Below are 16423 nucleotides of genomic sequence, written 5' to 3'. Positions count from 1 at the left end.
AATAGAATAATATGTGTGGAATAGTAGGTTACACAGGTTTTCAGGACTCATATAATATCGTTATCAACGGTCTTAGAAGGCTTGAATATAGAGGATACGACAGTGCGGGTATAGTTGTTGAAGATGAACAAAAAAAACTTCACACAGCTAAAACAAAAGGCAAAGTTGAAGATCTTGTTAAAATTTCTGGTGATTTAAAAGGTATTTCACATACGGGAATGGGTCACACAAGATGGGCAACTCACGGCGTACCAAGTGACAATAATTCTCATCCACACAGCTCTAATAATCAAAAAATAGCTTTGGTTCACAACGGTATCATAGAAAACTACGATACTATAAAAACCATGTTGCTGGGTAAAGGTTATACATTTAAATCAGAAACTGACACGGAAGTTTTAGTGAACCTGATCGAATATTTCATGGCAAATGATTCTTCTCTTGATTTTCCTACTGCGGTAAGATATTCATTAAATGAAGTTTATGGCGCTTACGCAATTACGGTAATGCATGAAGATTATCCAGGTGTTTTGGTCGTGGGAAGATTAGGATCTCCTTTGGCGATTGGTTTGGGAGATGGTGAGTTTTTCATTGCTTCCGATGCGTCACCTTTTGTAGAATTTACGAAAGAAGCTGTTTATTTGGAGGAAGGTCACATGGCTACAATCTCTTTGGAAAATGGTGTTGATATTAGAAATATCAAGGATAATGTTAAAATCACACCTGCCATTCAGGAGTTAAAATTGAGTTTAGAGCAAATTGAAAAAGGAGGTTACGAGCATTTTATGCTAAAAGAAATTTTTGAGCAGCCAAAATCAATCCACGATACGTTAAGAGGAAGATTGCTTGTTGACGAAGGTATCATTAAAATGGCCGGGATATGGGATAATTTAGAACGTCTTACAAAAGCAGAAAGAATTATCATCATCGCCTGCGGAACTTCCTGGCATGCTGGTTTGATCGGCGAATATTTAATTGAAGAATTTGCAAGAATTCCTGTTGAGGTAGAATACGCATCAGAATTTCGCTACAGAAATCCTATTGTAACTAATAAAGATGTTGTTATTGCGATTTCTCAGTCTGGTGAAACGGCAGATACAATGGCTGCGATAAAGCTCGCTAAAGAAAAAGGAGCATTTGTTTTTGGTATTTGTAATGTGGTTGATTCCTCTATTTCTAGATTTACAGATGCAGGTTCATATACACATGCTGGGCCTGAAATCGGTGTTGCATCCACGAAAGCTTTTACTTCTCAGTTGACAATTTTATCATTAATTGCCTTAAAATTAGGTAAACATAATGGTAATTTGAGCAATGTAGAATTTATGAGATTAATTACAGAACTTGATGCTTTACCTAAAAAAGTGGAAGAGGTTTTATCTACAACTCATGATCTTGTGAAGGAAATTGCAAAAGATTTTGTTGACGCTCAGAATTTTCTTTATCTGGGAAGAGGTTATAATTTCCCTGCAGCATTAGAAGGCGCTTTAAAATTAAAAGAAATTTCTTACATTCATGCAGAAGGATATCCAGCCGCAGAAATGAAACACGGACCGATTGCGTTGATAGACGAAAACATGCCGATCGTTATTATTGCACCAAAACAAGGTCATTATGACAAAGTTGTTAGTAATGTTCAGGAGATCAAGGCAAGAAAAGGGAAAGTAATTGCGTTAGTAAATAAAGGTGATGTTCAGGTTGCGAATCTTGCGGATTATGTAATTGAATTCCCGGAAACTTCAGAATGTTTTTCTCCAATCATAGCTTCTGTTCCATTGCAATTATTGGCTTATTATATTGCTGTGAAGAGAGGTGCAAATGTAGATCAACCAAGAAATTTGGCAAAATCTGTAACAGTTGAATAAAATAATAATATTATTATAAAATATTAAATAGTTTTTCCCGTTTCTCTTAAAAAAATCTAAATTGTTTTTAAAAAAATTATATATTTACCGCTTAATTTCAAAGAATAGCATGAAAAGAGTATTTCTTTTACTATTAACTACAAGCTTAATAATTTCCTGTGGCAAAGGAGGAAGTTCCCGTGCCGAAAAGCCTGGTTCGAAAACGAAAGGTGAACTTGTTTCCCGTGAAAAATCTAAAAGTTTCGTTGCTGAAAGACCTTACGGAATGGTTGCAATTTCTGCAGGTTCATTCGTAATGGGTATGGCAGATCAGGATTTTACCAATTCGCCTGAAAAAGCGCCGCTTAAAACCGTAACAGTTTCTTCCTTTTTTATGGACGAAACTGAAATTACTAATTCAGAATACAGAGTTTTCATAAATTATGTTAAAGATTCTATCGCCAGAAGTTTGCTTGCAGAAGCAGCAGGTGACGGCGGATCAGATGGTAACGGAACGGGAATCGCTGATTACGCTTATTTAGCTAAAAAAGCTGGCGGAGAAGCAACACCATACCAACAATATCTGGAAGAAAAAGGCGGAAGAGACGGTTATGATGAATCTAAGAGATTAGACTGGACAGTTCCTTTAACTTACAATACTTCAAGTTACCCAGATGCAAAATATGCAGAAGTAATGGAATCAATGTACTTGCCACCAGCTAAAAGAATCAATAATGAGAGAGTTATTGACGCTAATAAACTAAAATATTCTTACCAGTGGGAAGATGTTGAAGCTGCTGTGAAAGATAAAGGCAGAGGAACTCAATATTTAAAGAAAGAAAGTATCGCAGTTTATCCTGATACTACAGTTTGGGTTAAAGATTTTAACTATGCTTACAATGAACCTTTATATGATGGATATTTTTGGCATAATGCTTACAAAAATTATCCTGTTGTTGGTGTAACTTGGGATCAGGCAAGAGCTTACTGTAATTTTAAATCCAAATTAAAATCGGATTACAACGAAAGTTTAAAAAAGAAAAAGCAAAAACCAATGGCATTTCGTTTACCAACAGAAGCTGAGTGGGAATACGCAGCGAAAGGTGGCATCGAAAATGCAACTTATCCTTGGGGAGGCCCGTATTTGCAAGATGATAGAGGATGTTATTTGGCTAATTTTAAACCAAAACGTGGTAATTATATCGAAAACGAAGACGGAAAAGCTTCCAAACAAGGTTATACTTACACAGCTCCTGTAAAATCATTTCCTAAAAACAATTTCGGACTTTTTGATATGGCCGGCAATGTTTCAGAATGGACAGAATCACCTTACAGCAACTCAACTTACCAGTTTTCATCAACTTTAAATCCGTATTTGTCTAATCAGGCTTACAGAGATGTGAAGAAAACGGTTCGCGGAGGTTCCTGGAAAGATGTTTCTTATCTTTTGATGACAGGTTACAGAGATTGGGAAAGAAAAGATTCTGCAAGAAGTTACATCGGGTTTAGAACCGTGCAAGATATTCCCGAAGGAACAGCGAAATACAGAAAAAAAACTAATTAATAAAACTTAACAAAAAAAACTTATAAAAGCATGTTTAAATCTAAAGAAGGTGTTTACAATTTTATTTATTCTATCGGTGCAGCAATCGTAATCCTTGGAGCATTATTCAAAATGACCCACTGGCATTTAGGGCCACTAACGGGAAATGTTACTTTGGCAATTGGTCTTATAACTGAAGCTATTATCTTTATTATTTTTGCGTTTGACGCGCCACGTTCAGAAGAATCTTACGCCTGGGAAAATGTTTACCCGGAATTATTGGATGCAAATGCAGTAGCTGTTCCGCGCAAAACTGTAGCTTTCGCTTCAGATGATTTAAATGTTTCACTTTCTGATAAATTAGATAAAATGTTAGCAGATGCTAATTTAGATGTGTCTTTATTTGAAAGATTAAAATCAGGATTGGATAAATTTTCAGATTCTGTTCAAAAAATTAATGAAACAGTTGATGTTTCAGCTTCTACTCAAAAATATAATGACCAATTGGTTTTAGCTTCCTCACACTTAGAAAGTATGAATGCACTTTATGCACTTCAATTAGAGCATGGAAGAACGCAATCAGAATACAGCAAAAAATATGTAGAAGATATGCAGAAATCTGCGCAACACTCTGAAAATTTCAATACAGAATTACAGGGTCTTACTTCTAATTTAAGTAATCTTAATAGAGTTTACGGCGGTATGTTAAACGCAATGAAAGCTTAGTTTTTCTTTAATTTTAATTACTAACGTATAACAAAACTTTATTTAAATGGCTCAAGGAAAACAAACACCTCGTCAGAAGATGATCAACCTGATGTATCTGGTTTTCATTGCAATGCTTGCAATGACGATCGATCAGGACATCATCAGATCTTATCAGGATACAAATCAATCATTACAGGATACACGAACATTAACTCAAAATAACAATGGTATTTTTGAGCGTACTTTAAAGGCAAAAGCCGAAAGTTCTCCGGAAAATTTTCAGGTTCCTTTACAAAATTATGAAAGTCTAAAAGCTAAAGCTGATATCTTGGTTAGCAACTTAGATGGGATTAAAGGAGAACTTATTAAACAGGCAGAATTTGATCCAAATTTAAATGTTGAAGAGAATTTTACCTCTTTAAATAATACAGAACCTTCCACTAAAATGTTTTTTGCAGACGGCGATGAAAATTCACCTTCTAATAAAGCAAAAGAAGTACAAAATCAAATAAATGAATTTAGAACTTTTGTAAACCAAACTTTTGGAGGTAATAAAAACATGAGTAGCGTTGTGCAAAGAGCGAACGCACAAATGATTACAGTTTTACCTTCGAAAATTAAAGGAAAAAACTGGATTCAATATAAATTTTACAATCAGCCGTTAATTGCTGCTTTGTCAAATATGGAAGTTATTCAGTCTTCAGTAAGAGGTATTCAGGCAGACGCTTTATCACTAATGCTACAGGAAAAAATTGATGCTGATATTAAATTTGATGCGTATCAGGCGATCGTTTCTGCACCAACACAGGTTGTTCAGGGCGAAACTGCAGTTGCTAAAGTTTCTATTGGTAATTATTCCAATTCGGTTCCGGGATTATCTATGCCAGGTTTAACCGTAACAAACGGTCAGGGTATTACAAATTTAAATACAAGTTCCGCTGGACAGAAAACTTTTGCAGGTAAAATTTCTTTTTCGGACAAAAGAGGTGTTGTACACGATTTACCATACAGTCAAATATATAATGTCGTAAACGGTGTGAATGAATTAGTAGCTCAAAAAGGTGCTTTACTTTCTGCAGATAAAATGAATGTTTTATACCGTGGTTTACCAAATCCAATAACGGGTTCAGTGTTGGGAGCAGACACAGGCGGACTTTCGCTATCTGCGCCAGGCGCTTCTGTAAGTGGTGGTAGAGGTAAGTGGGTAGTAACGCCTGGAGGTGGCGCAACTGTAACTTTAACTATTTCAGGTAAAGATTCGAAAGGGGCGACAATATCTCAGGCATTTCCTTTCAGAATTAAAAGTGTACCACCACCAGTAGGTGAGGTTCAAGGTAAATCTGTAGTTTCGATGCCTGCAAGTTCAATCGCGAATCAAAAAGTTAGCGCTGTGATGCCTGATTTTGACTTCCCTGTAAGCTTTTCGGTAAACAGTTTTATGTTTAAAGTTCCTGGTAGAGCTGCGTTGTTAGTAAACGGAAATTCACTTTCAGGTGTAGCTGCTTTGACAAAGAATTTAAGAAATGGAGATGTTGCTTATATTTACAATATTTCTGCAACTGCAACAGGTTTAGGAAATCAGGTTTTAAAACAAATTCCGCCTATTGTAATAAACGTTCAATAATTGCGTTTAATTAAAAAAAGATAATTTTCTATAAAAATGAGAAAGATATTATTTCTGCTTTTAGCTTTTGGTTTTCTTGGTTTAAATGCACAAAAAAGAAAAACCACTAAACGTAAAGCAAAGACCACGAAAGCTGTTCAACCTAAGGTAGAAACTGGAGCGGACACTGCTGCTGTTGAGGCAGCCGCTGCCGCAGAAGCTTCAACTCCCACTGTTGCTGATGTTCCTGAAGAGCCTGTTAACTCAATGTCAATTCTGAATGCTAAATCTCCGGAATCATTTAGAAAATATAGAGAATTGGGAATGATGAAGCAAGGTGATTCTATGGTTTCCACTAAAACAGAACCTTTAAAGTATGGCTTTATTGAAGATAAGGACGTTCTAAAAAGTATGTTGACCTGGGAAGTTCTAGATATGAATGAAAAGCTAAATCAGCCTTTTTATCATAATGAAGACGGTCTTGTTTCTCAAAATAAATCTTTGTACCAAATTTTATTAGATGCGGTTAATAATGGAGAAATCAAAGAAGTTTATGATGATGAATTGTTTACAACGAGATTAAGTCCAGATGCAATTGCAGCCCGTACGAGAAACGCTGTAATTACTGACGCTGGAACTGATTTGATCAATCAAAATGGTAAACTTACTGATGAAGAGAAAAAAGAATATACAAATGTTTACGAAACCAAAACTGAAAATGTTAAGGTTTTAAAAATAAAAGGTATGTGGTACATCAACAAGAGAGATGGTGAAATGAAATATCGCCTTCTTGGGATTTGTGCAATGGGTCAGGATCCTTCAACAATGGGACAGTATGGTCCGGACGGTCAACCCTTAGCTTCTAAAGACGAATTAATCGACCTTTTCTGGGTATATTATCCGGATGCTCGTAAAGTTTTAGCTAATAATATTGTATTTAATAGTAAGAATTTATCTACAAACGTTAGTTACGATGATGTTTTAAATGCGAGAAGATTCTCCTCAATTATCTACAAAGTTGATAATGGTTTGGGAACAGGAGTTATTAAAGATTATATTCCAAAAGACGCGCAGGCGCAATTGGATGAAAGTGACCGTATAAAAAATCAGATCCTGCAAATGGAAAATGATATGTGGTCTTATTAAACCAAGTAAAATTATTTAACAAAAACCTGAGTATCTTTGCTCAGGTTTTTTTATTTTAATTTTTTTTTTCAAAATTAATTTTGGCAATTTCTATTTTTTATGACTTCACAAATAAATTCACCGGATCAAATTAAAAACGTTGATTATATAATTGTTGGCGACGGTTATGGTGCCTTATTTTTCGCTCACCAATTAATTAAAAATAACAAAACATTCATTTTGTTTTCTGGTGGTGTAAAAAGTGCTTCTCATATTTCTGCCGGTATTATTAATCCTTTGGTTTTAAAGCGTTTTACGAGATTTTGGTTAGCGCAGGAGCAGCTAGATGCACTCCAAAAAACTTTACAGGAAATTTCGATTTACACGGGAAAAAATTACTGGATCAACGAACCAATTCACCGGATTTTGCATGAAGAAACTGAACGTGAAGTTTGGGCGAAAAAAAGCATGCGTGCAGATTTGGAATCTTTCCTCCACGCAGATTTCGAATCTCTGGAAATGGTAAAAAATCCTTTTCAAACAGGCGAAGTTATGCAATCCGGACGTCTAAATGTTGAAGATTTTTTTAAAGATTTTTTCCTTTATTTACTTGAAAATAACCATTTAATAGAGGAATTTTTTAAATATGAAGAATTGGATGTAGAAAGAAATATTTACCAAAAATTTAAATTTAAAAATATTGTTTTTGCCGAAGGAATGGCAGTAAAAAACAATCCTTTTTTTAATAATATTCCTTTAATTCCGAATAAAGGTCATCAGCTTAATTTGAAACTCTCTAGATCTTTGGAAAATAAAACATTTAAGAAAAAATATTTCCTTTTTCCAATGTCAGAAGATCAATATTATTACGGCGGCACGCATGACCGCGATCATTTGGAAAATGAAATAAATGAAAATTCTGTCGAAGATTTAAAAAGTTCTCTGGAAGATTTCTATGAACATCAATATGAAATCACAGATGTCAATTTCGCATTTAGACCCACCGTCGCGGACAGAAGACCAATTATCGGCCGACATGAAAAACATGAAGATCTTTACGTTTTTAACGGTCTTGGAGCTCGCGGTATTTTAAATGGAAACTTCTTCGCTAAAGATCTTTTTGATTTTATAGAAAAAGATAAACCGCTTTTAGAAGAAATCGACTTGAAGCGTTTTAAATAAAAATTTACATTTCTACCATTTTTTTCTACGCATATAAATAAAAATGGTGATCTCAATTGTCAACATTAAACCTAAGACGTAAAAATAACCATGTTTTAAATGCAGTTCCGGCATAAAATCGAAGTTCATTCCATAAACGCCGGCGATAAATGTGATCGGTAAAAAATAAACCGAAAATATGGCCAAAAGTTTCATAACCTGATTCGCTTTTTGATCGGAAAGCGCGATGAACATGGAAATTAAATTGGTAACCTGCGAATTTAAATGGTCAAAATCTGCAATTACGTCTTTATGTTTGTCCTTTAAATCAACGATTTCAGAATCAATCAAATTAAGTAAACTAAATTTTTCAACCCACGAAGTAGAAATATTTAAAATTCTGGTATTAAGTCCAGCCTTTCTTTTTATTTTGTAAAGTCTCCGGATCTGGTTGCTGTCGTGTGCATTTTTAAGAAAGATCTGGTCTTCCATTTTATCTAAAACATCCAGTAGATGGCTGCCTTCGCTGTCATAAGATTTAAGCACTTTCATTCCTAAAAGAAGTGCAATATCCTCTTTTCGAATTGCTTCAGCCTTTTTTTCGGCTTCTACCTTTGTTTCCTGAATGCTTCGGTTTTTCATGCGGTGAATTGTGATAATGGTTTTTTCAAAAATGAAAACTCCAAGTTTTGTACTTACATCACTAATGCTGCTCAGGTTCGTGCGCTCAAGTTCCGTATTTTCGCGCATCAGATAAAACATGACTTCATCTACTTTTTCAAATTTAGGAAGGTGGTTGGCATCAATTGTATCTTCTAAAAGCAAATGATTTATGGAATAACGCTCGTGGATAAATTTTAGGTCTTCTGCAGTTGGTGCAACTACGTCAATCCACTCACAGTGTTCATTTTTAAGGAAAATTTCTATCGCCATTTCACAAATTTAATGTAAAAATCTCTTTTTAAAAGGATATTTTTTTCACAATTAATTACTTTACCCGAAACCTGTTGATTATATAATTTCGGAAGCATTTGATTTCCTAGAAAAGTCGTTTTTTATTTTTTATGGCAGCTTTTTCCGCCCTCCGTTCCTGCTTTTTTGTTCGGCTTTGCGCCTCACAAAAAGAGCTCCACTCAGGTCGGGCTGCAGTTGGTCGCAATCAATTATGTTTGTCATAATTAATTTAGATTTTCTTATTTTTACACAAATAAAAAAAATGCCTAAAAGTATAATTGCCGGTATCGGACATTATGTACCGGAAAATATTGTCACAAATGATGATCTTTCAAAATTGATGACCACAAATGATGAGTGGATCACCGAAAGAACAGGAATTAAAGAAAGACGACACCGAAAAAATAGAAATGATGCCGAAGAAACCACTGCATTTTTAGGTTTTAAAGCTTCAGAAAGTGCTCTTAAAAATGCAGATTTAAGCGCAAAAGATCTTGATTTTATCATTTTCGCCACATTAAGTCCGGATTATTTTTTTCCAGGTTGTGGAGTTTTAGTTCAGGAAATGTTGGGTTGTGACACGATCGGTGCATTGGATGTTAGAAATCAATGTTCAGGATTTGTTTATGCGATGAGTGTAGCAAATGCTTTCATTAAATCAGGAGAGTATAAAAATATTTTAGTGATCGGTGCAGAAGTTCATTCTTTTGGTTTGGATTTTTCTGATGCCGGACGAGGTGTTTCCGTTATTTTTGGTGATGGCGCCGGAGCTGTAATTTTATCAGCCTCAAACGATGAAAAAAGACAGGGAATTTTAGCAACAAATTTACATTCCGAGGGAAAATACGCTGAAGAACTTTGTACAAAATTTCCAGGTTCCAAATTTGGCTGGAGTGACCGAACTATTTTAGAACCCGGAGTTGTAACGCCGGAAGAAATTTATCCGATAATGAACGGTAATTTTGTTTTTAAACATGCTGTAACCCGTTTTCCTGAAACTATAATGGAAGTTTTAGATAAAGCCGGAAAAACCCTTGAAGATCTTGATATGTTTATTCCACATCAGGCAAATTTGAGAATTGCGCAGTTTGTACAGAAAAAATTAAATTTACCTGAAGAAAAAGTATTTAATAATATTCAAAAATACGGCAATACAACCGCGGCTTCAATTCCTTTGGCTTTAAGCGAAGCAGTGGAACAGGGCAAAGTAAAACGTGGTGATCTTATTTGTTTATCAGCTTTTGGCAGCGGTTTTACCTGGGGAAGTATTTTATTTGAATATTAAAAAACGAATATTTTAATTAAAATTTAAAGAAAAACTGTTTTTGTGAAAATCATTTTTAAAATTGAATTTAAATATAAAAACGGTTATATTCTTGGTCGATTATTAAAGTCAGAAAATTTAAATTTAGAAATAAATTCAAAATTAGAAGTTTACAATCTTAAAAATATTGTGCCTTCCGACGCTTTAATTGGTGGAGAAAATAAACGGAATGACTTGTTTATTTTCTCTCTAAAGGATGATTTACATTTTGAAAATTTAAAAATAGAAGAAATAATTGAGTTGACTTAAAATTTCAGCTCAATTTTTATTTTAGCCTTTTCTTAAAAGATGTTTTACCGAGTTGTAATCAATAAAATAAGTAATTTTTAAACTTAAAGTATTGTTGACAGGTTCGTCAAAAAGATTTTTAAAATTATTTCTAAATCTGATGCCCGAATAATCTAAATTATTTTGAACCGCATTCTGGTAAAGCAAAGTAAGCTGACTTCCGGGCGCAAAATACCACGAATAACGCAGATCAACATTCCAGGAATTGTAAGTTTGGTTGTTTCTTTTATAATTGCCAACATCAGAAACACGTCCATTTTCCTGTAAAATTCCAAAATTTTTGTAATTAACTTCTGTGTAATAATGACGCAGACTAAAGTTAAAAGACATCGTGTTGCTCAAAGTATATTTTGAAGTAAGACCGTTTGTGTAAGTATTTCTGTTTCTGGTTCCTATATAAATATTAGAATTTTGATTGCCCGCAAATCCTTTTTCCTGATTACTGATATCTGAGGAACCATCGTATCCAAGGGAAAAATGATCGGAAAATCGGTAACTAAAACCAAGTTCGTTATACATTCTGTTTCTTGCGGTTTGATCGTACATGTAATAATCAATGGCGAAATTATAGGTTAATTTTTTACGGTTGTCAGAGTTAAAATAAATATAAGGATTGATGCTTGCAGGGATAAAAAGATATTTCCCGAAAGTCCGCGGTTCATAAATATCATTTTCACCGATTGGATAAACGTGCAATCCTAAAGTGTAATTCCGAAATTTTTTATCCTGTAAACTAAGATTACTTTGATAATCTAAAACTTTAAAAAGATCTGTGTCAATTCTACGGGCGTAATTTACATTGTTATTCCAGTTGACATTGTTATAACTTTCGTTAGGCTGCAACATATGATAGCCGTAATAACCGTGAAAATTATAATAATTTGTCGGACCTGTGTAGCCGAGATCATCAATATTATAGTTTTTTGAAATAGATTCAAAATCTAGATAATAGCGACTTTTTCCAAATATTTTCCCCGCACCGGCGGAAATGTCCGTTCCAAATATTTTGCTGTTATCCTTTACGTAACTGCCTTTCACATTGCCGTAAATATTATATCTGTTTTTTTTGTCCGTTAAATTTGCTAAAATAGCGGTAACATTTGCATCGCGAAAATCGCCGGCGCGCGTCACGTTTGTGTTTACAAAAGATACCGAAGAATTTCCATTAAAACGCTGATCTAAAACGATCACATTATAATTTGCAAGAGGTTCTAAAGTTTCCGTCCGCAATTGTCCCGTCACATTATTTATAATATTGATGTCGGTTTTTTTTGTAATTCCGTTAAAAAAACCAATTCCTAAACCTTTGTTTGTTCTTCCTGAAATTTTTGTTGCGTTTAAAAGTTTAACTTTTTGCACGTTTTCTACCAAACTTTCATCATCGCTTAAGTTTGGATTTCTGGAAGGAAAATCGCCTACACGACGGGAATAAAAAAGATTTCCTTTGTTAAATAATTCTGTCCCTTCTGTAAAAAAAGACCTTTTTTCTGTAAACTGTTGTGCGAAAGGACCAAGATTTAAAACATTATCATCAAAAGCAGTTTGTCCAAAATCAGGAATTAAAGTTGTGTCCAGGGTAAAAGCGTCCGTAATCCCATATTTTACGTCCATCCCGCCATTTACGCTTGCTGTTGTCTTGCTGTCGTAATTATTTAAATAGGTGGAGAAATAGGGTAGAAAAGATAATCTCACCGGCGTATTTATGTTTTCGATACCGTTTAAAACACCATCAAAGAGAAGCAGAGAATTTTTCTTGTTGTCAACAAAATTCCATGTTGTTTTCACTTTATTTCTTCTGGTAAAACGGATAAAGTTCATTCCCCATTTTTGAATGTCTTTTTTTGGAAAACGCAATTCAGAAAACGGAATTTTCATTTCGACATTCCAGCCATTTTCCGTTATTTTTGCGGCACTGAACCAAACTGCGCTCCAGTTTTCGTCTTCGTTATCATTGGTCAGTTTTGCATCGAATTGCACGCCGCTTGGCATAACGATAAATTCTAAACTTTGCTGTTTATCGTTGTAACCATTTATTAAAAAATCAAAAAAGTCATCATTCCCGATATTGTCACGTTCCACTAATTCTTTTGCAATTTTAGAAGGTTCGGGATCAAACATCATCGCGCTGATGTATAAAGCCGTATCATCGTATAGAATTTTCACTTCTGTCCGAAATTCCGGTGCTTCCGCTTTTCCGTTCTCCGGTTGAAATTCTACGAAGTTTTTTGCGACAGGAACATTTTGCCAGACTTCATCATCTAAAATACCGTCAATTTTTGGTGCCTGAGAAGTTTTAACTGCAGAAATTTCTTTTCGGAAAATACTGTCATTGTCCTTTTTTTGAGCAAAAGTAAACTGGCAAAAAATAAAGAAAAAGATCAGGTAACAAAGTCTCATGGTTTGGTTTTAAAATAAGACAACCTAACATATGGAAGTGTTACATTCAAAAGAAAATTACTTAGAAAAAAAGTTTTTGGTTACTTTATTTTAAAATATTTCTCACTGAATTATAATCGATGAAATAAGTTAATTTTAAACTTAAAGTATTGCTCATCGGATCATTAAATAAATTCCTGAAATTATTTCTAAAATTAATTCTGGAATAATTTAAATAATCTTGCGCTGCGTTTTGATAAAGTAGAGTAATTTGACTTCCCGGCGCAAACCACCATGAATACCGCAAATCGACATTAAAGGAATTATAAGTTTGGTTATTTGCCTTAAAATTATTTGTATCAGAAACTGAACCGTCATTTTGCAAAGTTCCAAATTTCCTGTAATTAACTTCAGAATAATAATAGCGCAGACTAAAAGTAAAAGACATTCTGTTATTTAAAGTATATTTTGACGAAATACTGTTGATAACGGTTGAACGGTCGCGCGTGCCGATAATTATATTGGAATTTTGATTGGCGACAAATCCTTTTTCATAATTACTGATGTTATAATTGCCGATATAATCAACGCTAAAATAATCTGAAAGCCGGTAACCGAGATCAAGTTCAGTGTTAATTCTTTCAATTTCTTTCTGAAAATAAATATAATAATCAACCGAAGCGTAATAGGTGAATTTCTTTCGGTTATCTGAGCTGAAATAAAGAAAAGGATTAACGTAACCGCCAATAAATAAGTATTTGCCAAAAGTTCTTGGCTCGTAAAGGTCATTTGTACCAAAAGGTTCGCTTAATAAACCGCCACCAAAAGTTTCAAATTTCTTATTTAAAAGTGAGAAATCTGTGTGAAAAGTGAAGGCTTTAAAAAGATCTGTATCAATTCTTCGGGCATAATTAATATCGATATTCCAGAAAATACTGTTAAAATTTTTATTTGGTTGCAAAAGTCTGTAACCATAGTTTGCATGGGCATTTATAAAATTCGTTTCGCCTGTGTATCCAAGATCGTCAATATTATAATTTTTTGAAATAGCTTCACCTGATAGACCATATCTGCTTTTTCCAAAAATTTTACTAATTCCTGCAGTGATGTCTGTTCCAAAAATTTTAGAATATTCATTAACTAAACTACCTTTGAAGCCGCCCGAAAGTTTATATTTATTTTTTTTATCTTTTACATCCAGCAAAAAAGCCGTTGCGTTGGCATCCCGAAAATTTCCGGCGCGCATTACATTGGTGTTGATAAAACTGACCGAGGAATTTCCATTAAATCGTTGATCTAAAACCAAAACATTGTAGTTGGCTATCGGCTCGATAATTTCCTGACGGATATTTCCGTTCAACTCATTTTTAATTTCTACTTTATTTTTTTCCGTTAAAGCATTAAAAAAGCCGATTCCGAGACCTTTGTTTGTTCTCCCGGAAATTTTAGTCGCATTGTAAAGTTTCACTTTTTGAATGTTATCGACTAAAGATTCATCAGCTCCCAGATCAGGACTTCTCGAAGGGTAATCACCCACACGCCGGGAATAAAAAAGATTGCCTTTGCTGAAAAGTTCTGTTCCTTCAGTAAAAAATGAACGTTTCTCCGTGAATTGTTGTTCGAAAGGACCAAGATTTAGAGTGTTGTCGTCAAAAGCAGTTTGTCCAAAATCTGGAATCAAAGTGGTATCCAGCGTAAAAGCTTCGTTGATGCCGTATTTTACGTCCATTCCGCCGTTAATTCTCGCTGAGTTTGCACCGTCAAATCTGCTTATATAAGTAGAAAAATAGGGTAGAAAAGACAGTCGAACGGGCGTTTTAATATTTCCAATTCCGTTCAGTACGCCGTCATAAAGAGTCGTTCCACCTTTTTTGTTGTCAATAAAATTCCACGATGTTTTTACTTTTGTTCTACGAATATATCTGATAAAATTAATACCCCATTGCTGGATATCTTTTTTTGGAAAACGAAGCTCAGAATACGGAATTTTCATTTCTATAGACCAGCCATCGTTGCTAATTTTTGCGGCACTGTACCAAACTGCGCTCCAGTTTGCATCTTCTGTTCCGTCCAGATTTAATTTGGCGTCAAACTGAACACCGGTCGGCATTAGAAAAAATTCCAGACTTTGTTGCTTATCGTTGTAGCCGTTGATTAAAATATTAAAATAATCATCATTTCCGATATTATCACGCTCTGTAAGTTCTTTTGAAATCTTTGCGGGCTCTGGATCATAAAGTTTTATGCCAAAATAAATGCCCGTATCATCATATAAAATTTTGACTTCTGTGCGAAACGCCGGATCTTCAGGTTTTCCGTTCTCAGGATCTTTTTGAATAAAATTATTTGCTACTGGAGCATTTTTCCAAACTTCATCATCTAAAATACCATCAATTTTAGGCGAAGATGTAGTTTTTACGGTATTTAAAATTTTTCTTGCGATACTATCTTGCGCTGTTTTTTGACCAAAAACAATACTGCAAAAAAAATAAAAAATCAGGATTGTAAGAAATTTCATTCCTCAAAATTAAATAACGACACTTTTTTGAAGCAAATTCGTTATTTACTTGAAAAAACACAGCAAATATCAGCTTTTTTGTCAGTATTTAAAAGGAATTACTTAGAAAAATTTAATGGATACTTTACATTTTTAAAACTATCAATGTCAGCTTTCAAAGAGCCAACCGCAAGATCGGCTTTTACCGCAATTGGTAAGTGGTTTTTATCATTTGTGATCCACATCGTGACACTTTCATCAGTTTTAAAAACACGTCCGCTTATGACTGACGGTAAAATTTTTAAACAGTTTATAGTGCCAAATTTTGTTTTAACATTCTCGGCTGCAACTACTTTTAACTGAAATGGAAAAATCTCTTTATCGATCCAGATATTAATTTTAATAATAGCGCCAGGTTTAAGCATTATAGAATCTAAACTTCTTAAATAGTAAAAAGAAGATAACATGTCCTGTACGCCTTTTACAGTTTTAATTACTTTTGAACCGTTTGCAGGCGTTTTTTTATCTGTTAAAATTACAGTTTGATTTTGATGATTAAAGACACTTTCAAAATGTTGCGTATATCCACCTTCTTTAACATTTCGAACATAGAAACTTGGTAAACCAGTAGAAATATTTATAAAACTTTCATACAAATCGTTTGTTGGAAAGAAAACCCGAACTGCGCCAGTAGTTTTTCCAACACCTTTTACATAATAATGTGGAACGCCTTTGTAAGTTGTTTGCAATGAGGTTAAACTTGCGGTTCCTGCATTCAGAAAGCCGTAATGTATCCTATAGTTCAATTGTTCACCGGAAATGATATTGTCTACTTGGGCAGAATTTACCACAAACAAAAGGAATGTAAAAATCGTCAAAATCTTTTTCATAGTCTAAGTTTTACAAATACACTGCCAAATTTAAACACCCATTTAATTCTGCAGAACGGTTGCAAAAACTGGATTTTTTGGCTGACATTTGTCAGCGGGCTTTCCTTTAA

General features: G+C 34.2%; 12 protein-coding genes. 8 read left to right on the top strand and 4 right to left on the bottom strand.

Translation table 11 applies throughout. The features are described 5' to 3' along the window. Nucleotides 1-11: 11 nt before the first annotated feature. The 6 genes from glmS (at nucleotide 12) to BM238_RS05925 (ending at nucleotide 8005) form a co-directional block, all read left to right on the top strand. A complete protein-coding gene (gene glmS, locus BM238_RS05950) occupies nucleotides 12-1865 on the top strand; it encodes a glutamine--fructose-6-phosphate transaminase (isomerizing) (protein WP_090079295.1) in 1854 nt (617 codons plus the stop codon). Nucleotides 1866-1974: 109 nt separating this feature from the next. Continuing rightward, nucleotides 1975-3408 (top strand): T9SS ring complex lipoprotein PorK/GldK, encoded by a 1434-nt coding sequence (gene porK / locus BM238_RS05945; RefSeq protein ID WP_090079294.1) that lies wholly within the window; start codon nucleotides 1975-1977, stop codon nucleotides 3406-3408. A gap of 30 nt (nucleotides 3409-3438) precedes the next feature. Next, the gene (gene porL, locus BM238_RS05940) at nucleotides 3439-4113 is read left to right on the top strand and encodes a type IX secretion system motor protein PorL/GldL (protein WP_090079293.1); all 675 of its coding nucleotides are present in this window, start codon (nucleotides 3439-3441) and stop codon (nucleotides 4111-4113) included. A 46-nt stretch (nucleotides 4114-4159) separates the two neighbouring features. After that, the gene (gene porM, locus BM238_RS05935) at nucleotides 4160-5719 is read left to right on the top strand and encodes a type IX secretion system motor protein PorM/GldM (protein ID WP_090079292.1); all 1560 of its coding nucleotides are present in this window, start codon (nucleotides 4160-4162) and stop codon (nucleotides 5717-5719) included. A 246-nt stretch (nucleotides 5720-5965) separates the two neighbouring features. Next, nucleotides 5966-6844 carry a type IX secretion system ring subunit PorN/GldN gene (porN, locus tag BM238_RS05930; protein WP_233741939.1) on the top strand — a complete coding sequence of 293 codons (879 nt, stop codon included), beginning with the start codon at nucleotides 5966-5968 and terminating at the stop codon, nucleotides 6842-6844. A 99-nt stretch (nucleotides 6845-6943) separates the two neighbouring features. After that, nucleotides 6944-8005: an NAD(P)/FAD-dependent oxidoreductase gene (locus BM238_RS05925; protein WP_394333976.1), complete on the top strand. Its 1062-nt coding sequence runs from the start codon at nucleotides 6944-6946 to the stop codon at nucleotides 8003-8005. 12 nt (nucleotides 8006-8017) lie between these two features. Here the strand turns inward: BM238_RS05925 and BM238_RS05920 are convergent, their stop codons facing one another. Continuing rightward, nucleotides 8018-8917, bottom strand: coding sequence for a CorA family divalent cation transporter (locus BM238_RS05920; protein WP_090079290.1), 900 nt, complete (start codon nucleotides 8915-8917; stop codon nucleotides 8018-8020). A gap of 283 nt (nucleotides 8918-9200) precedes the next feature. Between BM238_RS05920 and BM238_RS05915 the strand changes: the two genes are divergently transcribed. Together BM238_RS05915 and BM238_RS05910 are read left to right on the top strand one after the other, a co-directional pair. Further along, nucleotides 9201-10223, top strand: coding sequence for a 3-oxoacyl-ACP synthase III family protein (locus BM238_RS05915; RefSeq protein ID WP_090079746.1), 1023 nt, complete (start codon nucleotides 9201-9203; stop codon nucleotides 10221-10223). Nucleotides 10224-10265: 42 nt separating this feature from the next. Further along, on the top strand, nucleotides 10266-10511 hold the full coding sequence (locus tag BM238_RS05910) for a hypothetical protein (protein ID WP_090079289.1): 246 nt from the start codon (nucleotides 10266-10268) through the stop codon (nucleotides 10509-10511). Nucleotides 10512-10532: 21 nt separating this feature from the next. On the opposite strand, the gene BM238_RS05905 is transcribed toward BM238_RS05910, so the two are convergent. From BM238_RS05905 to BM238_RS05895, 3 genes are all read right to left on the bottom strand, one after another. Continuing rightward, nucleotides 10533-12947, bottom strand: a complete 2415-nt coding sequence (locus BM238_RS05905) for a DUF5916 domain-containing protein (RefSeq protein WP_090079288.1) — start codon at nucleotides 12945-12947, stop codon at nucleotides 10533-10535. Between the two features lie 85 nt (nucleotides 12948-13032). Further along, nucleotides 13033-15444 (bottom strand): DUF5916 domain-containing protein, encoded by a 2412-nt coding sequence (locus BM238_RS05900; protein WP_090079287.1) that lies wholly within the window; start codon nucleotides 15442-15444, stop codon nucleotides 13033-13035. Between the two features lie 98 nt (nucleotides 15445-15542). Continuing rightward, on the bottom strand, nucleotides 15543-16313 hold the full coding sequence (locus tag BM238_RS05895) for a DUF3108 domain-containing protein (protein ID WP_090079286.1): 771 nt from the start codon (nucleotides 16311-16313) through the stop codon (nucleotides 15543-15545). Nucleotides 16314-16423: the final 110 nt, after the last annotated feature.

The sequence above is a fragment of the Halpernia frigidisoli genome (assembly GCF_900113805.1).
Lineage (GTDB): Bacteria > Bacteroidota > Bacteroidia > Flavobacteriales > Weeksellaceae > Halpernia > Halpernia frigidisoli.
The sequence above is the reverse complement of the archived record's forward strand: the minus strand, read 5'-3'. Positions and strand labels throughout refer to the sequence as shown.